A 19,382-nucleotide genomic window follows, 5' to 3' on the forward strand; every position below is an offset into this window, starting at 1 on the left:
GTCACACCGCCATCGCTGCGCGCACGTCGCCCACCGCGCCCTCGCCACCGTCGCCGGAGGAGGTGATCCGGCCGGACTCCAGGACGTAGTACGTGTCGGTCGCGCGGAGGGCGAACCCGACGTGCTGCTCCACGAGCAGCACCGACAGGTCCCCGCGGTCGGCAAGACGGGTGATCACCTGCTCGATCTCCTCCACCACGTTGGGCTGGATCCCCTCGGTGGGCTCGTCGAGGATCAGCAGGCGTGGCTTCGTCAGCAGCGTGCGCGCGATCGACAGCTGCTGGCGCTGCCCGCCGGACAGCAGACCGGCACGCCTGCCGAGCTGGGCACGCAGGGCCGGAAACGTGTCGAGCACGCTGTCCACTGCGCTGCGCTCGGTGCTGATCAGGTGGAGGTTCTCCAGCGTGGTCATCTGCGGAAAGCACAGCTGCCCCTGCGGCACGTAGCCCAGGCCGCGGCGTACGCGGGCGCTCGGACGCAGCTTCGTGACGTCCTCACCGTCCAGCAGCACCTGGCCGCGCCTCACCGGCAGCAGCCCGCAGGCCACGCGCAGGAGAGTGGTCTTGCCGGCGCCGTTGTGACCCATGATCGACGCGGCCCTGCCCGCGGGGATGCTGATGCTGACGTCGTCGAGCACCATGGTCCGGCCGTATCCGGCGGTCACCGACTTGAGCTCAAGCATCGACGCTTCCCTTCACCGTGCGGCCCAGGTAGACCTCCTGGACGGCCTCGTTGGCCTGGATCTCCGCCACGCTTCCCTCGGCGAGCACCCTGCCGGCATGCATCACCGTCACCACGTCGGCGTGGTTGCGGACGAAGTCCATGTCGTGCTCGATGACGACGATGGTCCGATCGCGTCCGATCCGCCGGAGCAGCTCACCGGTCTCGGCACGCTCGTCCGCGCTCATGCCGGCGACGGTCTCGTCGAGGAACATGACCCGCGCGTCCTGCACCAGCAGCATGCCGATCTCCAGCCACTGCTTCTGCCCGTGTGCCAGCACCCCCGCGGGTCGGTGCCGCAGCTCGGACAGGCCGATGGTCTCCAGCGCCTCCTCGACCGCGGTCGGCACGCCGCGGCGGGCGAGCGCCAGTCGCCAGGCCGGCCGGTGGAGACCCGCCGCGATGTCGAGGTTCTGCAGCACGGTGAGCTGCTCGAACACGGTGGCGGTCTGGAAGGTCCGCCCCACCCCGGCACGCACGATCTTGTGCGAGCGGAGTCCGAGCAGCTCCTTCCCTCCGTACGTCGCGGACCCGGTGCCCCTGACCAGTCCCGTGAGGGCGTCGACCAGGGTGGTCTTGCCGGCACCGTTGGGCCCGATCAGGAAGTGGAGCTCGCCCGGCGCGAACGAGACGTCGACGCCGGAGATCGCCTTGAAGCCGTCGAAGCTGACGCTGAGGTCGCGCACGAGGAGCGCGTCGGGATGGAGGTGTCGTCCGGTCATGCCGAGGCCGCCTTCCGGTGAGAGGGACGTCGCCCGACCAGCAGCCCGGCCATCACCCCGGCGCCACGCGTGGCAAGGGAGGCGATCCCGCCGGGAAGCGCGATCGTGACGACGACGAAGAGGAGACCGAGCACGTAGATCCAGGTGCCCGGCCACTGCTCGGACAGGGTCGACTGCCCGTAGCCGACGGCGAGTGCTCCGAGCACCGGGCCGAAGAGGGCGGCCCGGCCACCCAGAGCGACACCGGCGATGAAGAAGATCGACGCCGCGGCATCCATCGACTTGGGCGCCATGATCCCCGCGATCGGCACGAACATCGCGCCGCCGATGCTCGCCATCACCGCGGCCACCACGAACGCGACGAGCTTGACGTTGGCCGGGTCGTAGCCGAGGAACCGGACCCGCTCCTCGGCATCGCGGGTCGCGACGAGCAGCTCGCCGAAGCGGCTGCGGTAGAGCTGCCAGACCACGACCAGGCAGCCGATCAGCAGGGTTGCGGTGATCGTGAAGATCAACCTGCGGTTGAGCGGGTCGTCCAGGGTGTAGCCGAAGAACGACGTGAAGCCGGAGAGTCCGGTGTCGCCGCCGGTGTACTTGATCGTGCCGCTGATCAGGGTCGCCAGCGCCACGGCCAGGGCCTGGGTCAGGATCGCGAAGTAGGCGCCCTTGACGCGCCTCTTGAAGATGGCGAAGCCGAGGATGCTGGCCACCACCACCGGAGCCACCACGATCATCGCGATGGTGAACACACCGCTGCGGAACGGCTCCCAGAACGCCGGGAGCGGAGCGAGCGGGTCGTACAGGATCATGAACGTCGGGATTCCGCCGTCACCGACCGACTCGAGCTGCATGTGCATGCCCATCGCGTAGGCGCCCAGCGCGAAGAAGACGCCCTGCCCCATCACGAGCATGCCGCCGCGTCCCCAGGTGAGGCCGATGCCGACGGCCACCATGGCCCAGCAGCAGTACTTGGCGAGGTTGTTCAGGCGCAGGTCGCTGAGGACCGCGGGTGCCACCACCAGCAGGGCGAGCGCCAGGGCGGCGATGCCGAGCAGTGGCAGGGACGACTTCAGCCTGGTGATCATGCGAGCCCCCGGGTGCGGACGGTGAACAGGCCCTGCGGGCGGACCTGGAGGAAGATCACGACCAGGACGAAGACGATGACTTGGGCGATGCTGCCGGTGGTCCAGTCGGTGAAGAAGGCGGTCGAGACGCCGACCACCCACGCGGCGATGATGGTGCCCTTGAGCTGCCCGAGTCCGCCGGCCACGACCACGAGGAACGCCGAGACGATGTACTTCGTCCCGAGCGTCGAGTCGGTGGCGGCGATCAGCGAGATGGCCACGCCTGCGACGCCGGCGAGACCCGAGCCGACGAAGAAGGTGACCCGGTCGACCATGCGCGTGGAGACGCCAAGCGTTTCGGCCAGGGCCCGGTTCTGCACGGTGGCGCGGATCTGGCGCCCGAACGACGTGAACTTCAGGACTGCCGCGAGCGCGCCCAGGCAGGCTCCGGCGAGGAGGATCGTGAAGAGCTGGCGCAGCGGCCACTCGTAGCCGAATACGTCGAGCTGGTGGTCGAGCCAGTCGGGGGTGACCACGCCGACTCCCTGGCTGGGGAAGGTGTCGAGCACGAGCTGGCGCAGGATCATCGCGACGCCCACCGTCGCGAGCAGCGTGTCCAGGGGCCGGTCGTACATCCAGCGGATGACCGTCGCCTCGAGCACGACGCCGAGTGCGCCGGCGACGACGAAGGCGATCGGGAGCGCCAGCAGGATCGAGAGGTTCGTGCTGGCCACCATCTGCTGCGTGACATAGCCGGTCAGGGCGCCGGCGAGCAGGAACTCGCCGTGCGCCATGTTGATGACGCCCATCTGCCCGAAGGTCAGGGCGAGGCCCAGCGCTGCGATGAGCAGGAGCGCACCGTCTGCGGTGCCGTTGAGGAGGGGGGCGATCAAGGAATCCACGCGGGGACCTTCCGTGACGTTCGTTCAGAGCGTCGATGCGAAGCGTGACGAGGAACCGGGGAGCGGGGCCCCGCGCCCGAAGACGCGGGGCCCCGTCCCGGGTGCAGCAGGATCAGCCGGCGGCCTTGACGAGCGCGTCGCGCGTCGCGGCCGGGAACCAGTCGTAGCCCTTGAGGTACGGGTCCGGCTTGATGAACTCCGGCGACTCCCAGACGATGTCGAACTGGTTCTGCTTGTTGATCTTGCCGATGTGGCCCGGCTTGTAGATGTGGTGGTTCTCGCCGTCGAGCGTGACCATGCCCTCCGGTGCGTCGAAGGTGATCTTGCTGGCCTTGGCGGCCGCGTTGATCTTGTCGACGTCGAAGGAACCGGCCTTCTCCACGAGAGCCTTGTAGAGGTAGAGCGAGATGTACGCCGCCTCCATCGGGTCGGACGTGACGCCCGAGCTGCCCGGGTACTTCTTCCAGTCCGCGATGAACTTGGGGTTCGTCGGCGTCTTCAGCGACTCGAAGTAGTTCCACGAGGCGTAGTTGCCGGAGACGTCGTGGCCCATGGCGGGCGCCTCCTCCTCGGCGATCGAGACCGAGATGATCGGGGTCTTCTTCGGGGTCAGGCCGGCGTCGTAGTAGGCCTTGATGAAGCCGACGTTCGACGAGCCGTTGATCGTGTTGAAGATGAAGTCGGGCTTGGCCTTGACGATCTTCGCGACCTGCGTGGTCCAGTCGGCCTTGTCGAGCGGGACGTACTCCTCACCGACGATCTTGATGCCGAGCTTCGCGGCGTACAGCTTGATGATCGCGTTGGCGGTGCGGGGGAAGACGTAGTCGGAGCCCGCGAGGAAGAGGGTCTTCACACCCTGGGACTTGAGGAAGTCGAGAGCGGGGATGATCTGCTGGTTGGTCGTCGCGCCCGTGTAGTAGATGTTCTTCGAGGACTCCAGGCCCTCGTACTGGACCGGATAGAAGAACAGGCCGTTGTACTTCTCCACGACCGGCTTCACGGCCTTGCGCGAGGAGGAGGTCCAGCCGCCGAAGGTGGCCGCGACGCAGTCCTTCGTGAGGAGCTTCTCCTCCTTCTCGGCGAAGGTCGGCCAGTCGGTGGCGCCGTCCTCCTGGACCGGGACGATCTTCTTGCCCAGGATGCCGCCGGAGGCGTTGATCTCGTCGGCGGCCATGTGCAGCGTCTTGGAGACCGTCTTCTCCGAGATCGCCATGCCGCCGGTGAGCGAGTTGAGGAAGCCGAGCTTGACGGTGTCGCCCGAGGTGTCGACACAGGACTTGGGCGCGGCGGTGGGAGCGGCGTCCTTGGTGGTGGCGCCGCCGCAGCTGGACAGGAGGAGACCCGTCGTCAGCGCGGCAACCGTCACGGACATCATGCGATTGCGGGATTTGAACACCTTGGTATGACCTCTCGGTAGGACCACTCGGTGAAGCACGGATGTGCTCTCGTGGCCCTGACCGTAGGAAGCCGGCGTTTCGGTTATTACCGAATGGAATTAAATCCCTGTAACGCGGGCCAGCGTCGCGCTGAGGCGCTCGACCGACGACCCCAGGCCCCACTGCACCTCGAGGTCGGAGAGCTGGTCGGGGAACACCGGCGCTGCGGGCAGCGCCATGTCGTGGTCACCGAGGTCGATGTCGCGGGCGACGGCGACGACCGTCGGCGCCACGGCGAGATAGGCCGCCGCGTCGCGGATCTTGCCGCGCGGTCCGGGTGCGAGTTCGCTCGCCGGGTCGTCCACCGCGGTCAGCAGGGTCGGGACGTCGGAGAAGCGCTGCAGCAGCGTCGCGGCGGTCTTCTCGCCCACGCCCTTCACGCCCGGCAGGCCGTCACTGGCGTCGCCGCGCAGCGTCGCGAAGTCGGCGTACTGGCGCGCCTCGACGGCGTACTTCGCCCGCACCCAGGCCTCGTCGACCTTGTCGTGGCGCGACACCCCGCGACCGACGTACAGCACACGCACGCCGGCCGCGTCGTCGACGAGCTGGAAGAGGTCGCGGTCGCCGGTGACGATGTCGACCGGCATGCCGGCGCCGGTGGCCAGCGTGCCGATCACGTCGTCGGCCTCGTACCCGTCAGCGCCGATCACCGCGATGCCGTACGCCGCGAGCACGTCGCGGATCACCGGCACCTGCACCAGCAGCGGGTCCGGGACCTCCTCGACATCGGGTTCAGCGGTGCGCTCCTCGACCACCCGGTGCGCCTTGTACGTCGGGATGAGGTCGACGCGCCACTGCGGCCGCCAGTCGTTGTCCCAGCAGCAGACGAGGTGCGTGGGGGAGTACTCGTCGACCAGTCGGCTGATGTAGTCGAGCAGCCCGCGCACCGCGTTGACCGGTGTGCCGTCGGGCGCGCGCATCGAGTCAGGGACGCCGAAGAACGCGCGGAAGTAGAGCGAGGCGGTGTCGAGGAGCATCAGGCGCTGGGTCACCCGGGTGATTCTGCCGGACGGCCCGGCATGACGCGTTCTGACCATCTTCGGCAAAGTGCCACGAAATGGCGTCCTTCGCTGTCCGATGTGGGTACCGTCACTCCATGCGCACCGACTTCGGAGGCGTCTCGCTCCAGTCACAGGCACTCGGCCTGGTGCTCCGACACAGCGCCCGCCGGGTGATCGGAGCATGGTCGCTCGCGCCCACGCTGCCGTGGCCCTACGCCGTCGTGGACCACCTGGGCCAGCTCCAGCGCAAGGTTCCGGGCACGCGCTTCGCGACGACGGTGGTCGGCGGGTGCCGCGCGCGCATCGTCAGCCCGGCCCGGCCAGTCGCCGGTCGCCACATCCTCTACTTCCACGGCGGCGCGTTCCTGATCGGCGGCTGGCACCTGCACGGCGGCCTGCTCTCCCGCATCGCGGCCGCCACCGGCGCCACGATCACCTCGGTGGAGTACCGCCAGCTGCCGAAACACTCGATCGAGCAGTCGATCCGCGACGGCGTCGCGGCGTACCGCCACCTCCTGGCGCACGGCATTCCCGCCCACGAGATCGTCTTCATGGGCGACTCCGCCGGCGGCTTCCTCACCTTCACCGTCGCCGACCGCGCCCGCGCCGAGGGCCTGCCCGCGCCGGCCGGCCTCGTGGCCATGTCGCCGCTCGTCGACCTCGACTTCCTCCGTACGCCGCTGGGCCGGCGTCGCCGCGGTGACCTGCTCTTCGGGCCGCGCGCACTCCAGACCTTCGCGCGGATCGCGGCGGGGCTCCACCCCGACGGCGTCCACACCCCGATCGACTGCGAGCACGCCAGCCTGCCGCCGGTGCTGCTGCAGATCAGCTCGAGCGAGGCGCTCTACAAGCAGGTCCGCCGGCTCGCGGAGCTGCTCGAGGCCGCGGGGGTCCCGACGGACCTCCACGTCTGGCCCGGGCAGATCCACGTCTTCCAGGCCGCCTCCATCCTTCCCGAGGCGGCCGAGGCCATCTCCGCACTGGCCACCTGGTCGGCCCGGCAGTGGGCCGCAGCGTCGGGGGAGGGCGCCACCCGCGCCGCGTCGGCCTGAGCCCCACGGCGGGCGGTCGGCGTGTCCCCTCGCGACACGCCGGACGGCAGATGAATCAACAGGAAATGCACGGCAACGAGAGCCCGCGCTGACCTGCAGAAACACCCGTTGTCGCAGGTCAGCGGCGGGTTGACATCTGCGTTGGGAAGCAGCACATTCGGGCAGTCCGCTCGCGCAGCCGTCGCGATCGAACCATCCGGCAGGCGCCGGGCTCCTCGGGTCCCACCAGTCCCGCACGAGTCCGACGGCCACCGAATGGGGACCCGCTTCGGGAGCAGACGCGTAGGAACCCGACTCCCTAGACAACTTCCCGTCCGCGACAGCCAGTCGCGCGTTGGGTGGGCCCGAAGGGTCGGATCACTCCTTCGCCTGCGGAGGGAGGGGTGCGGGGCACGCCGGTAGCATCACCGCCGTGCCCACCCGCCTCCTCGTCGCCACGACGGCCGGGGTGGTCACCGCACTGGCCTTCGAGCCGGTGACATGGGCCTGGCTGATGCCAGTCGGGCTCGCGGCCTACTTCCTCGCGGTCCGCGGCGCGGGCACCGTCCGCGCCGCGGTCGCCGGCGCGGCGTACGGCCTGGGCTTCTTCGGCGCCCACCTCTGGTGGCTGCGCACGCTCGGCGACTCCCCGTGGATCGCGCTGACGGTCCTGCAGGCGGGCTACCTCGCCGTCCTCGGCGCGGTGCTCGCGCGCCTCGGTCACCGCCGCCACTGGCCGGCCTGGTACGCCGTGGCGTGGCTCGCGCTCGAGACGGTGCGGTCATCGTTCCCCTTCGGCGGGTTCCCGTGGGGGCGCCTCGGGCTCGGCGTCATCGACACCCCCGTCGCGGCGTGGCTGCCGTGGATCGGTGTCCCCGGCGCCACGCTCGTCGTCGTCGGCCTCGGTGCCGGCCTCGCGTGGCTCGCGTCCGAGGGACGGGGGAGGGGAGCGGTCCTCGTCGTCGCGGGAGCCGTGGTGGTGCTGGCGATTCCCGCATGGGTCCAGCCGCCGCGCCACGAGACGGGCGCGGTGACCGTCGCCGTGGTCCAGGGCGATGTACCGGGCGACGGCACGTTCGTCGCCGCCCACCACTACGAGGTGACCCGGTCGCACTCCGACCTCACGGTGCAGCTGGCCGCCGAGGTCGCGCGCGGCACGCAGCCAGAGCCCGACCTCGTCCTCTGGCCCGAGAACTCGACCGCCGTCGACCCGTTCCTCGACGCGCGAGTCCACGGATACGTGATCCGCGCCGTCGACGCGATCCAGCGGCCGATCCTCTTCGGCACGATCACCGAGGACCCCCACGACGCGACGAAGGTCCTCAACCAGGGCATCGTCCTGGACCCCGTCACGGGCGTGGGGGACCGCTACGTGAAGGCGCACCCGGTGCCGTTCGGCGAGTTCGTTCCGTGGCGCGGGCTGTTCGGCACCCGCTTCACCGAGGACCTCGGGCTGGTCCGGCGCAACATGGTCGCCGGCACGACCAGGACCCCGCTGACCATCGACGGCACACGCATCGCCGACGCGATCTGCTTCGACGTCGCGTTCGGCGACACGCTCGGGCCGCAGGTCCGTGACGGTGCCCGGCTCGCGGTCGTGCAGACCTCCAACGCGACGTTCATCAACACCCGGCAGGTCGACCAGCAGTTCGCGATCACGCGGGTGCGGGCCCGCGAGCTCGGGCGCACGATCGCCGTCTCCTCCACCAACGGCCGCACCGCCATCATCGACGCCGACGGGCGGGTCGTCGACACCGCCCAGACCCGCACCAGACAGGTCCTCGTGGACCGCCTCACGCTCTACGACAGCCGTCCTCCCTCGCTCTGGATCGGTCCCGTCCTCGGTCCCGTCGCCGTCACGTCCACGGTGCTTGGCCTCGCGTTCAGCATCCACACGTATCGTCGACAGCGTCGGGAGGCAGAACGGCGTGAGCGAACAGAGGGAGTGCACTGACGTGGAGGGCGCACTGGGCCGCACCGTGATGGTGGTGCCCACCTACAACGAGGCGGAGAACCTCGCCTGGATCGTCGAGCGGCTGCGCCGCGCCGAGCCCGAGGTCGACGTGATGATCGTCGACGACGGCTCGCCCGACGGCACCGGAGAGATCGCCGACGGCCTGGCCGCGGCGGACCCCCAGGTGCAGGTCGTGCACCGCAGCGAGAAGGCCGGCCTCGGGGCGGCGTACCTCCACGGCTTCCGGGTCGCGCTCGCCCAGGGCTACGACGTCATCGGCGAGATGGACGCCGACGGCTCGCACCAGCCGGAGCAGCTCTACCGCCTGCGCTCGGCTTTGCTCGACGCCGACCTCGTCATCGGGTCGCGCTACGTCCCCGGCGGCTCCGTGGTCAACTGGCCGCTCTTCCGCCGGCTCCTCTCGGCGCTCGGCAACCTCTACGTGCGGCTGCTGCTCGGCATGAAGGTGCGCGACTCGACGGCGGGCTACCGCCTCTTCCGGCGTACGACGCTGGAGAAGATCGACATCGGCTCCGTCAACGTGACCGGCTACGTCTTCCAGACCGACATGGCCTGGCGCACGGTGCAGGCCGGCCTGACCGTGCGCGAGGTGCCGATCGAGTTCGTCGAGCGCGTGCGCGGCGACTCGAAGATGAGCAGCGACGTGGCGATCGAGTCACTGCAGCGGATCACCTGGTGGGGCCTGCGGCAGCGCACCTCCCGCGTGCTCGGCGCCTTGCGGCCCGTGCGACGCTGAAGGGGTGACCTCTTCCGTACGCCGTGTCCCCGGCTGGCTGCTCGCCCTTCTCTTCATCGGCGTGCCGCTGCTGGAGCTGATCGTGATCGTGCGGGTCGGGCAGACGATCGGCGTCGGCTGGACGATCCTGCTGCTGATCGCCGACAGCCTCTTCGGGGCCTGGCTCCTCAAGCGCGAAGGATCCCGCGCCCTGGCCGCACTCGGCGCCGCGTTCTCGTCCGGCCGGATGCCCGCCCGCGAGATCGCCGACGGCATGCTGATCCTGGTCGGCGGCGTGCTGATGCTAACGCCCGGCTTCCTCTCCGACGTCCTCGGCTTCCTCTGCATCCTGCCGATGACGCGCCCGCTCGCGCGCGGCCTGCTGACGCGGTTCGTCGCGGCCCGCCTCGTGGTGCTGCCCGGCGGTGGCTTCGGTGGCGGTGGCTTCCCCGGTGGCTTCCCGGGCGGCGGGTTCCCCGGCGTACCTCCCGGAAATGGACCGCGACCCCGCCCCGAGGGCCACGGTGACGTGGTCCAGGGCGAGGTCGTGGAGGACTGACGCAGGGGTCAGTCAGCGGTCACGCGTTGGCCTTCTTCTTGGCCTTGCTCGGGCGGTGCAGGTGCGCGGGGCCGATCTCGCCGCCACGGAGCAGCTCGAGCCGCTCGGTGAGGATGTCCTCGAGCTCCTCGACGGATCGGCGCTCGAGCAGCATGTCCCAGTGGGTGCGGACCGGCTTCTCGGCCTTCTCCTCGGGGAGGATGCCGGCAGCGCTCAGGGCGACGGTGCCGCAGCGCGGACACTCCCACTGCGCCGGGATGTCGGCCTCGACGGACATCGTGATCTCGAAGAAGTGGCCCTGCGGGCAGTTGTAGCCGACCTGCTGCCGGGCCGCGAACTCGATCCCGCGCTCGTCCTCGAAGCTCTGGCCTCCAAGACGAGCTCCACGCAGTGTGCGCTCTGCCATTGCTACCTCCGGATTGACGTCGGGTGATGAGGGTCTCGGTGATGGGACGGACGGGTCGTGGTCCCATGACGCGAGCAGGAGACACCTGATGGTGTCGTTCTCCTCCAACGTACGCGCACGCGCAAGGATTCCCTGCTCAGGAGTTGCCGGCCTCACGCATGCCGCGGGCCGTGTCGACCCGCAGCAGGAGGCCGCCACCGAGCACGAAGAAGACGATCAACGCGAAGATCGCCGGCCGGTAGGACCCACTCAACTGGTAGACGAGGCCGAAGGTCAGCGTGCCGAACCACGACGTGCCGCGGTCCATCGCGTGGTACAGGCTGAAGTACTCCGCCTCCTTGCCCCGCGGGATGAAGAGCGAGAAGTACGACCGGGCCAGCGCCTGCGTGCCACCGAGCACGATGCCGATGGCGACGCCGAGCACGAGGAAGGGCAGGACCTGCTCCTTCGGCACGATGAGCGCGACGGTGACGATCGCCATCCAGCCTCCCAGTCCGGTGAGGATGACGTGCTTCGCGCCGTAGCGGGCAGCAGCGCGCCCGAAGGCGAGGGCGCCGAGCATCGCGACCAGCTGCACGAGCAGGTAGGTCCCCAGCACGAAGCCCTCGTCGAAGCCGAGCTCCTCGGTGCCGTAGATCGACGCGGAGCCGATGACCGTCTGGATGCCGTCGTTGAAGAAGAGGTAGGCGACCAGGAAGGTCAGCGCGACGGGGTAGTTGCGCAGGTCGCGGAGGGTCGCCCAGAGCTGGCCGAAGGAGCGCGCCAGCAGCCCGCCGGCCACCTGCTCGACCGCGGCCGGCTCGTGCCGCCTGATGCCGCGCCACGGGACCACGATGAACGCCGCCCACCAGACCGCGGCGGACAGCAGCGAGAGCCGGACCGCCAGCTCCTTGTCGATCCCGATGGCGCCGGGGAAGCTGACCACCAGGAAGTTGACCGCGAGCAGGAGGCCTCCGCCGGCGTACCCCCAGGCCCACCCGACCGACGAGACGCGGTCGCGCTCGGCCTCGGTGGAGATCAGCGGGAGGATCGAGTCGCCGACGACGACAGCGCAGCCGGCGCACAGGTTCGCGACGATGAACATGACGCTGCCGAAGGCCCAGTTGTCGCCGGTCATGAAGAAGAGCAGTCCGGACGCGAGCGCGCCGGCCCAGGCGAAGCCCGCCATCAGGTCGGGCTTGCGGGCGGTGCGATCGGCGACGGCCCCGATCAGCGGGTAGAAGAGCGCGCTCATCAGGGTCGACAACGTGATGACGTACGACGGCAGCGACCCGGGCGCGATCGCCAGCCCCAGCACGTGCAGCCGCCCGCGCTCGCCGGCGGCGTTCTCCGCGATCGAGATCAGGTACGGCGCGAACAGCACGCCCGCGACCGTGGTCTGGAACGCCGACGTGGCCCAGTCGATGACGTACCAGGCCCGCTGCTCGCGGGCCCGGTTGAGCGGCTCGAGGTCGGCGATCGTCGTCATGAGGCGTCCTGGTCGTCGACGGCGGGCTCGTCGTGATGGTCGTCCTGGTCGTGGGGCCACAGCCCCAGGTCGGTGAGCACGTCGCGCAGGACGTCGGTGCGGTCGGTGAAGATGCCGTCGATGCCCATGGCGTGGAGGCGGCGGATCTCGGCCTCGTCGTCGACCACCCACACGTGGACCTCGGCGCCGGCGGCGTGCGCCTTCCGGACCAGCCGCGGCGTCACGACCTTGATGAACCGGCGGTGCCGCACGGGCACCTGCAGCGCGGCGGGCCGGCCACCGAGGAGGCGCGTGAGGAGCGGCCCGCCCGGCACCAGGAGGTACGCCGCGATCTCGAGCGGGTGCGCCGACGTCGGCACGCTGCCCCCGGTCAGGCGCCGGAACTCGCGGAGCGCGGCGGGGGAGAAGGAGCCGACCATCACCCGGTCCTGCAGGCCCCGCTCGGTCACGAACCGCGCCAGCGGGGCCGCGGCCGCACGCGCCTTGATGTCGATGTTGAAGCTCGCCTGCGGGAACGCGTCGACCAGCTCCTCGAGCGTGGGCACCGGCTCGCGGCCGCCGACGCGTGCGGCCTGCACCTCGGCGTACGTCAGGTCGGCGATGGCACCGGTGAGGTCCGTGACGCGGTCGAGACGGGGGTCGTGGAAGGCGAGGAGGACGCCGTCGCGGGTGACGTGGACGTCGGTCTCGAGGTGCCGGTAGCCCAGGGCGACGGCGTGCCGGAAGGCCGCCATCGTGTTCTCCAGGCCCTCGAGCTCGGGGTGGCGGGCACCCCCGCGGTGCGCGAACGGGATCATGCAGCCATCGTGGCAAAGATCCGGTCACGCCACATGGTGCGACCTGCTCACAAGGGGGCTCCGGAGGAGTACCTTCGGGCCATGGATGAGGAGTCGATGGCCTGTCCGCGCTGCGGGGCCGAGATGGTGGAGCGCGGCGTCGGCCGCCTCGAGGTGAGGCAGTGTCCCGAGGGCCACGGCATCTTCCTGCAGCGGATCGACCTCACCGCGATGATCGAGGCCGAACGCGCGTGGCACGAGTCCGACGGCCGCCACACGATGGCGATCCCGCGGATCACCGCGGGCATGACCGCCCCGCCGCCGAAGCCGCCGCGCGCTCCCGCCTGGATCGCCACGCTCTTCGACTGACCACCCCCTGAACCGCGCGAGCCCGCCACGACCATGTCGCGGCGGGCTCGTCGTACGTCTGGGTCAGATGTCCCCGATCAGATGTCGCGGCGCCGGACTTGCGACACGTCTTGCGGGGCTCGCCTCCGCAACACCTGGCTGCGCTCGGCGTGGCTCCGGCTCACTCCTCAGATGTCGCGGAACGGCACGATGTTGGCGCCGAGCTCGTTGAGCCGCTCGGCGAGGTCCTCGTAGCCACGGTGGATGACGTACGTCGAGCGGAGCACGCTGGTGCCCTTCGAGGCGAGCATGGCGAGCAGGATGACGACGGCCGGGCGCAGCGCCGGCGGGCAGACGATCTCGGTGCCGGAGAAGTGCGTCGGCCCCTTGACCAGCACGCGGTGCGGGTCGAGCAGCTTGACGTCGGCGCCGAGCTTGGTGAGCTCGGTCAGGTAGATCGCGCGGTTCTCGTAGACCCAGTCGTGGAGGAGCGTCGTGCCCTCGGCGACGGCCGCGATGACCGCGAAGAACGGCAGGTTGTCGATGTTGAGGCCCGGGAACGGCAGCGGGTGGATCTTGTCCAGCGGGGCCCGCAGCTTCGACGGCTTGGGGGTCAGGTCGACCAGGCGCGTGTGGCCGTTCTCGGCGAGGTACTCCTCGGAGATGTCGTAGCGCAGACCCATCTCCTCGAGGGTGGCGAGCTCGATCTCCATGAACTCGATCGGCACCCGCTGGATGGTGATCTCGGACTCCGTGACGATCGCGGCGGCCAGCAGCGACATCGCCTCGATCGGGTCCTCCGAGGGCGCGTAGTCGACGTCCACGTCGATCTCCGTGAGACCGGTGACGGTGAGGGTCGTCGTGCCGACGCCCTCGACCACGACGCCGAGCTTCTGCAGGTAGAAGCAGAGGTCCTGGACCATGTAGTTGGACGAGGCGTTGCGGATGACGGTCGTGCCGGGGTGGAGGGCAGCGGCCATCAGCGCGTTCTCGGTGACGGTGTCGCCACGCTCGGTCAGCACGATCGGGCGGCCCGGCTCGACGGCCCGGTTGACGCTCGCGTTGTAGGAGCCGTCGGTCGTCTTCACGGTCAGGCCGAAGGGGCGCAGCGCGGAGAGGTGCGGCTCGACGGTGCGCTCGCCGAGGTTGCAGCCACCGGCGTAGGGGAGCGCGAACTCGTCCTCGCGGTGCAGCAGCGGGCCGAGGAACATGATCACCGAGCGCGTACGCCGGGCGGCGGCCTCGTCGATGTTCGACAGGTCGAGCGTGGCCGGCGGGATGATCTCGAGGTCGTTGTCCTCGTTGAGCCAGCGGGTCTGGACGCCCAGGCTCTCGAGCACCTCGATCAGCCGGTTGACCTCCTCGATGCGGGCGACCTTGCGCAGCGTGGTGCGGCCCTTGTTGAGCAGGGAGGCGCAGAGCAGCGCGACGCCGGCGTTCTTGGAGGTCTTCACCGCGATGGTGCCGGAGAGCTTCGTCGGGCCGGTGATGCGCAGGTGGGTGGGGCCGGCGCCCAGGGAGACGATCTCGGAGTCGAGCGCGGCGCCGATGCGGGCCAGCATCTCGAGCGAGAGGTTCTGGTGGCCCTTCTCGATGCGGTTGACGGCGGACTGGCTGGTGCCGAGCAGGTCAGCGAGCTGCTGCTGGGTCAGGCCGCGGTGCTTGCGCGCGTCGCGGATCAGGTTGCCAATGCGTCCCAGGTAGTCCTCGGTCATGCCTCCAAGGTATCTCAGATATGAGATACGTCAACGACGCCCGGCCGGGGGGCGCGTCACGCCCGCCGGAGGGTGCGCGTCACGCCCGGCGGGGGAGGAGGACCGTCAGCGCGAGGTGGCGCACCATCGCGACGGCGACGACGAGCCAGGCGCCCGCCGCGACCCAGAGCTCGGTCGCGCCGATGCCTTCGACGAGGGGCAGGTGGTCGGCCTCGCCGAGGTGGATGCCGGCCACGGCGTACATGCCGAGCGGGAAGACGATGCTCCACAGCGTCGGCTGGTAGGTGAGCGGGACGCGGCGTACGACGTGGCGCCACCAGCCGGCCGCCACCAGGACCGGGATCAGCCAGGTGGCGAACGCCCAGACCACGACCGCGAGTCCTGCGATCAGCCCTCGGGTCACGTCGACCATCGGTGCGTCGGCCATGTCGACGATCCGGGCCCCGGCCAGCACGGTGATCGCGAGCGCGCCCATCGAGACCCAGTACGGCGGCGTGAGCTCCTCCGGGCCGAACGGGTACAGCATCAGCCGCAGCGCCACGATCACGCCGGCAGAGGCGTAGAGGAAGCAGCCGACCGACCACGAGGTCACGGCCAGCAGCGCGAGCTCGCGCCGGCCGGTCGTGTAGACGGGCTCGAGGCTGGCAGCCGCGGCGGCGACGGACTGGCTGGCGACCACCCAGATGAACCAGGTCCCGTTGGCGTGCCGGACGACCGGTCGCTCCTCGTGGCCCAGCACCGCGGTCCACGGGATGACGTAGCCGAGCACGAGCCAGGTGAGACCCGAGACGACCAGCAGGCCGGCGGTCCAGCCCGGGTGCCCCTCGATCGCGAGGCGGACGCCGAGGACGTTGGTGCCCGCGACGAACGTGAAGAACCCGAACGCCCGCTGCGGGTCGCGGAAGTCGCTCGCCACGGCATGGCGGAAGCGGGCGAAACGCACGCCGTTGAGCACCAGCAGCACGACGTACGCCGTGGCGCAGACCGCGAGGAGGACGTGGGACAGGAGCAGGAAGCCGCGCAGGTGGAAGCCGGCCGAGAGGATCCCGCTGGCCATCACGAGGGCGAAGTAGCCCGGCGTCAGGCCCTCGACGGCGGAGCCGGCGCGCGAGCGCAGCGTGGAGGTCACGGGTGGGAGGGTAGTGGGTCGGGCGCGTCCTTCCCGTCGCGTGGCAGGATCGGCGCCATGCGCGCAACGACGATCCACGGGCCCCGCGACATCCGATTCGGCGAGGTCGCCGACCCCCGCATCGAGCAGCCGACCGATGCGATCGTGAAGGTCGTCGCCGGCTGCATCTGCGGCTCGGACCTGTGGCCCTACCGCGGTGAGAACCCGATCACCGAGGGCAGCACGATCGGCCACGAGTGCATCGGCGTCGTGGAGGAGGTCGGGGCGGAGGTCCGCTCCGTCAAGGTCGGCGACTTCGTCGTCGTGCCCTTCGACCACTGCGACAACACCTGCGTCCACTGCGCCGCCGGCATGCAGTCGGCCTGCACCAACCTCGGCTTCACCGTCAGCGGCCAGGGGGAGTACGTCAGGGTCAACCAAGCCGACGGCTCGCTCGTCGCCGTGCCCGGCACGCCTGACCCCTCGCTCATCCCGTCGCTGCTCGCCCTCTCCGACGTGATGCCGACGGGCTGGCACGCAGCCGTCGCCGCCGGCGTACGACGTGGCGGGACGGCGGTCGTCGTCGGTGACGGCGCCGTCGGTCTCTGCGGCGTCCTCGCCGCCCGTCAGCTCGGCGCCGAGCGGATCATCGCGATGTCGCGCCACGAGCCGCGGCAGGAGATCGCGAAGGCGTTCGGCGCGACCGACATCGTCTCGGTGCGCGGCAAGGAGGCCACCGAGGCGGTCCTGGAGATCACCGGGGGAGTCGGGGCTGACGCCGTCCTCGAGTGCGTCGGCACCGACGACTCGATGAAGACCGCCTTCCACGCCGCGCGCCCGGGCTCGACCGTCGGCTTCGTCGGCGTGCCGCACGGCGTGGTGCTGCCCGTCGGCACGATGTTCGGCCGCAACGTCGGGCTGGCCGGCGGTATGGCGCCGGTCCGCAAGTATCTCCCCGAGCTCCTCGGCCTCGTGCTCGACGGGTCGATCGACCCGGGACGGGTCTTCGACATGACGCTGCCTCTCGACCAGGTCGCCGAGGGCTACCGCGCCATGGATGAGCGGCGGGCGATCAAGGTGCTCCTGCAGCCGTGACCGCGATGGCGATCCGCCCCGACGACCTCTCGCACGCGGCGGTGCAGGCACTCCTGTCGGAGCACCTCGAGGACATGTACGCCACCTCGCCACCCGAGTCGGTGCACGCGCTCGACCTCGACGCGCTGCGGGCTCCGGACATCGCCTTCTACAGCGCCTGGGACGGCGACACCCTGCTGGGCTGCGGGGCACTGCGCGACCTGGGCGACGGGCACCTCGAGATCAAGTCGATGCGTGCCGCGCGCGACCAGCGCGGGCGCGGCACCGGTGCGGCGATCCTCCGGCACCTCCTCGACGAGGCGGTACGCCGGGGCGCAGTGCGCGTCTCGCTCGAGACCGGGGTCGAGCCGTACTTCGAGCCGGCGCGCCGCCTCTACCAGCGCCACGGCTTCGTCGTCTGCGCTCCGTTCGCGGACTATGTGCCGGACCCCAACAGCGTCTTCATGACGCTGTCGCTCCCGGCCTGACCGCGTGGGTCAGAAGCTGCCCGGAGCGTCCGGCGGCGTGCAGTCGCACCGGTCGCACGGCAGGTAGCGGTGGGCGGCGTGGCCACATCCCGCACACGGCAGATCGTGGGCGAGGTGGACCGTGTTCTCCTCGTACGTGTCCCACATGAGCAGCTCCTCGAAACGTCCTGGTGCTCATGAGACGTCCGGTCCACCCGGGCGTGACGCGGTTGTCAGGAAAGTTCCACGAAGATCCCGCGAGCGTGGTCCTTGGCGACCTTGCCCGCGCTGAAGACCCGGCCACTCATGGCGATGTGGACGCCCGCGGGCAGCAGCTGCACCGCGGTCATCGCCGCCCCCAGGTTGTACGCCGCGTCGCTCGGCGCCATCGCCGCCGGACGCATCGCGCCGGTCAGCACGACGGTCTGGTCGGCCGCCGCGAGGTGCTCGTCGAGGAAGGCGGCCGTCTCGGGCATCGTGTCGGTGCCGTGCGTGACCACGACGAGGCGACCCGGCAGTCCGTCGATCACCGCACAGAGCGCAGCACGGTCTGCGTCGGTCATGTCCAAGCTGTCGAGGGCGAGCGCCGGCGTCACGTCGTACGTGTTGTCGGTGAGGATGGGGGAGAGGAGCGTGTCGGCCGCGGGTGCGCCGATCTCGAGCTCACCGGTGAGGGCGTAGACCTTGTCGATGGTCCCGCCGGTCGCGACGACATGGATGTGCGGCATGCGGGTGACGATATCCGTGCACACTGCACGAACCGTGTGCGGGAGGCGCGTCGCCGGGTTAGGTTGGCGAGATTCACTTGCCACGAGGTGCCGGGAGCCGACAGATGACGCAGGGCCGTGCTGTGCTCGCGCTCGTCGCTGCCGTCGTCGTGGTGACCGGCTGCGAGCCGCTGTTCGTCAGCGCGCCGGCGACGCCGACGCCGACGACGGCAGTCGTGCTGCCGAAGGACGAAGCGCGGGCGGTGAAGGCGCGGCCGACCGTGGAGATGCGCCAGGAGGCGTCGCGTGGCGGTGGGCGCACGCTGTCACCGGAGCAGCTCGCCGCGATGACCCAGGCGCGCACGAGCGTCACCGACGGCCAGATCATGCGCGAGCTCGCCGACACGGCCGAGCGGATCGCCGCGCAGATGGCCGCCGGTGGGCCGGCGCCTGCGCCGGGCACGGTGCGCCCGGGCACGAACCGCGCACTGGGCTACCGGCTGATGACACAGTTCGGCTGGGGCGCCGACCAGTGGCCGGCGCTCGATGCGCTCTGGTACCGCGAGTCCGGCTGGAACCAGCTCGCCCAGAACCGTTCGTCGGGCGCCTACGGCATCCCGCAGGCGCTGCCGGGCAGCAAGATGGCGACCGTCGGCCCGGACTGGAAGACCAACCCGGAGACCCAGATTCGTTGGGGTCTCGCGTACATCGGAGCGAGGTACGGCAGCCCGCAGGCTGCGTGGCGCCACTCCGAGAAGTTCGGCTGGTACTGAACCGTCGACGTGCTGCCCGACGTCTAGTCCGCGCCACATGGTCACTCGAACCAGAACGGCAAGGAGATGATGAACGCGGGACCGAAGAGCAGCGGGAGCCACAGCAGCGCCCAGCGCTCGTGTCGCATCTTCGCCACGACGGCCGTCACGAACGCCACGATCGACACCAACGTTCCGCCGAACAGCCCGGTGAGGACGAAGACGCCCTTCCAGCCGGCGAAGTCCTCGTCATTGGCATCGAAGCCCACGATGGCAAGGACCGTGAGGCCGGACGCGGTCAGGATCACCGCGGCCACCGCCAGGCCGTTGGCCCACCAGACCAGACGACGATCGTGCATCGACGTCAACACCGGGTTCTGCGCAATCGTCATCTTCTTGCCTTCCTTCCGGAACCGCACCACGTCGTGCAGGTGCG

22 protein-coding genes are annotated in these 19,382 nt (G+C 70.2%); 8 read left to right on the forward strand and 14 right to left on the reverse strand.

Annotation, left to right across the window (positions count from 1 at the left end; all coding sequences use genetic code 11):
• Position 1: 1 nt before the first annotated feature.
• From IEX47_RS13565 to IEX47_RS13590, 6 genes are all read right to left on the reverse strand, one after another.
• Positions 2-682: an ATP-binding cassette domain-containing protein gene (locus tag IEX47_RS13565; RefSeq protein ID WP_188784538.1), complete on the reverse strand. Its 681-nt coding sequence runs from the start codon at positions 680-682 to the stop codon at positions 2-4.
• Complete coding sequence (gene urtD / locus IEX47_RS13570) at positions 675-1,442, reverse strand: urea ABC transporter ATP-binding protein UrtD (RefSeq protein WP_188784539.1); 768 nt, start codon at positions 1,440-1,442, stop codon at positions 675-677. Before urtD ends, IEX47_RS13565 begins: the two co-directional genes overlap by 8 nt.
• Entirely contained in the window at positions 1,439-2,527 is a 1,089-nt protein-coding gene (gene urtC, locus IEX47_RS13575; protein WP_188784540.1) for an urea ABC transporter permease subunit UrtC, read from the reverse strand. Before urtC ends, urtD begins: the two co-directional genes overlap by 4 nt.
• A complete protein-coding gene (urtB, locus tag IEX47_RS13580) occupies positions 2,524-3,408 on the reverse strand; it encodes an urea ABC transporter permease subunit UrtB (RefSeq protein ID WP_188784541.1) in 885 nt (294 codons plus the stop codon). The genes urtC and urtB overlap by 4 nt, the downstream gene beginning before the upstream one ends.
• 112 nt (positions 3,409-3,520) lie before the next feature.
• The gene (urtA, locus tag IEX47_RS13585) at positions 3,521-4,780 is read right to left on the reverse strand and encodes an urea ABC transporter substrate-binding protein (protein WP_373289226.1); all 1,260 of its coding nucleotides are present in this window, start codon (positions 4,778-4,780) and stop codon (positions 3,521-3,523) included.
• A gap of 123 nt (positions 4,781-4,903) precedes the next feature.
• Positions 4,904-5,836: a 5'-3' exonuclease gene (locus IEX47_RS13590; protein WP_308423281.1), complete on the reverse strand. Its 933-nt coding sequence runs from the start codon at positions 5,834-5,836 to the stop codon at positions 4,904-4,906.
• Between the two features lie 104 nt (positions 5,837-5,940).
• On the opposite strand from IEX47_RS13590, the gene IEX47_RS13595 reads away from it, so the two are divergent.
• The 4 genes from IEX47_RS13595 to IEX47_RS13610 all read left to right on the forward strand — a co-directional run bounded on the left by IEX47_RS13595 (position 5,941) and on the right by IEX47_RS13610 (position 10,125).
• Complete coding sequence (locus tag IEX47_RS13595; RefSeq protein WP_188784543.1) at positions 5,941-6,897, forward strand: alpha/beta hydrolase; 957 nt, start codon at positions 5,941-5,943, stop codon at positions 6,895-6,897.
• Between the two features lie 412 nt (positions 6,898-7,309).
• Positions 7,310-8,830, forward strand: a complete 1,521-nt coding sequence (gene lnt, locus IEX47_RS13600) for an apolipoprotein N-acyltransferase (protein WP_188784544.1) — start codon at positions 7,310-7,312, stop codon at positions 8,828-8,830.
• Positions 8,805-9,587, forward strand: a complete 783-nt coding sequence (locus tag IEX47_RS13605) for a polyprenol monophosphomannose synthase (protein WP_229662874.1) — start codon at positions 8,805-8,807, stop codon at positions 9,585-9,587. The genes lnt and IEX47_RS13605 overlap by 26 nt, the downstream gene beginning before the upstream one ends.
• A gap of 4 nt (positions 9,588-9,591) precedes the next feature.
• Positions 9,592-10,125, forward strand: a complete 534-nt coding sequence (locus IEX47_RS13610; RefSeq protein WP_188784545.1) for an FxsA family protein — start codon at positions 9,592-9,594, stop codon at positions 10,123-10,125.
• Positions 10,126-10,144: 19 nt separating this feature from the next.
• Here IEX47_RS13610 and IEX47_RS13615 read toward each other — a convergent pair whose 3' ends face one another.
• From IEX47_RS13615 to IEX47_RS13625, 3 genes are all read right to left on the reverse strand, one after another.
• Positions 10,145-10,531, reverse strand: coding sequence for an RNA polymerase-binding protein RbpA (locus IEX47_RS13615; protein ID WP_107699674.1), 387 nt, complete (start codon positions 10,529-10,531; stop codon positions 10,145-10,147).
• Between the two features lie 136 nt (positions 10,532-10,667).
• The gene (locus IEX47_RS13620) at positions 10,668-11,999 is read right to left on the reverse strand and encodes an MFS transporter (RefSeq protein WP_188784546.1); all 1,332 of its coding nucleotides are present in this window, start codon (positions 11,997-11,999) and stop codon (positions 10,668-10,670) included.
• Complete coding sequence (locus tag IEX47_RS13625) at positions 11,996-12,796, reverse strand: glycerophosphodiester phosphodiesterase family protein (RefSeq protein WP_188784547.1); 801 nt, start codon at positions 12,794-12,796, stop codon at positions 11,996-11,998. Before IEX47_RS13625 ends, IEX47_RS13620 begins: the two co-directional genes overlap by 4 nt.
• Positions 12,797-12,877: 81 nt before the next feature.
• Between IEX47_RS13625 and IEX47_RS13630 the strand changes: the two genes are divergently transcribed.
• Positions 12,878-13,144, forward strand: coding sequence for a TFIIB-type zinc ribbon-containing protein (locus IEX47_RS13630; RefSeq protein WP_188784548.1), 267 nt, complete (start codon positions 12,878-12,880; stop codon positions 13,142-13,144).
• A 167-nt stretch (positions 13,145-13,311) separates the two neighbouring features.
• Here IEX47_RS13630 and IEX47_RS13635 read toward each other — a convergent pair whose 3' ends face one another.
• Both IEX47_RS13635 and IEX47_RS13640 read right to left on the reverse strand, forming a co-directional pair.
• Positions 13,312-14,838: a UDP-N-acetylglucosamine 1-carboxyvinyltransferase gene (locus IEX47_RS13635; RefSeq protein ID WP_188784549.1), complete on the reverse strand. Its 1,527-nt coding sequence runs from the start codon at positions 14,836-14,838 to the stop codon at positions 13,312-13,314.
• Between the two features lie 79 nt (positions 14,839-14,917).
• Complete coding sequence (locus tag IEX47_RS13640) at positions 14,918-15,967, reverse strand: tellurite resistance/C4-dicarboxylate transporter family protein (protein ID WP_229662875.1); 1,050 nt, start codon at positions 15,965-15,967, stop codon at positions 14,918-14,920.
• Between the two features lie 57 nt (positions 15,968-16,024).
• Here IEX47_RS13640 and IEX47_RS13645 point away from each other — a divergent pair, with 57 nt between their 5' ends.
• Together IEX47_RS13645 and IEX47_RS13650 are read left to right on the forward strand one after the other, a co-directional pair.
• Positions 16,025-17,041 carry a zinc-dependent alcohol dehydrogenase family protein gene (locus tag IEX47_RS13645; RefSeq protein ID WP_188784550.1) on the forward strand — a complete coding sequence of 339 codons (1,017 nt, stop codon included), beginning with the start codon at positions 16,025-16,027 and terminating at the stop codon, positions 17,039-17,041.
• Between the two features lie 5 nt (positions 17,042-17,046).
• Positions 17,047-17,508, forward strand: a complete 462-nt coding sequence (locus tag IEX47_RS13650) for a GNAT family N-acetyltransferase (protein WP_188784619.1) — start codon at positions 17,047-17,049, stop codon at positions 17,506-17,508.
• A 9-nt stretch (positions 17,509-17,517) separates the two neighbouring features.
• Here the strand turns inward: IEX47_RS13650 and IEX47_RS13655 are convergent, their stop codons facing one another.
• On the reverse strand, positions 17,518-17,655 hold the full coding sequence (locus IEX47_RS13655; protein ID WP_188784551.1) for a hypothetical protein: 138 nt from the start codon (positions 17,653-17,655) through the stop codon (positions 17,518-17,520).
• A 65-nt stretch (positions 17,656-17,720) separates the two neighbouring features.
• Complete coding sequence (locus IEX47_RS13660) at positions 17,721-18,215, reverse strand: asparaginase domain-containing protein (RefSeq protein WP_188784552.1); 495 nt, start codon at positions 18,213-18,215, stop codon at positions 17,721-17,723.
• A 104-nt stretch (positions 18,216-18,319) separates the two neighbouring features.
• On the opposite strand from IEX47_RS13660, the gene IEX47_RS13665 reads away from it, so the two are divergent.
• Positions 18,320-18,967 (forward strand): aggregation-promoting factor C-terminal-like domain-containing protein, encoded by a 648-nt coding sequence (locus IEX47_RS13665; protein WP_188784553.1) that lies wholly within the window; start codon positions 18,320-18,322, stop codon positions 18,965-18,967.
• A gap of 41 nt (positions 18,968-19,008) precedes the next feature.
• Here the strand turns inward: IEX47_RS13665 and IEX47_RS13670 are convergent, their stop codons facing one another.
• On the reverse strand, positions 19,009-19,338 hold the full coding sequence (locus IEX47_RS13670) for a hypothetical protein (protein ID WP_188784554.1): 330 nt from the start codon (positions 19,336-19,338) through the stop codon (positions 19,009-19,011).
• Positions 19,339-19,382 lie beyond the last annotated feature (44 nt).

The organism is Nocardioides phosphati, assembly GCF_014646375.1.
GTDB lineage: Bacteria > Actinomycetota > Actinomycetes > Propionibacteriales > Nocardioidaceae > Nocardioides > Nocardioides phosphati.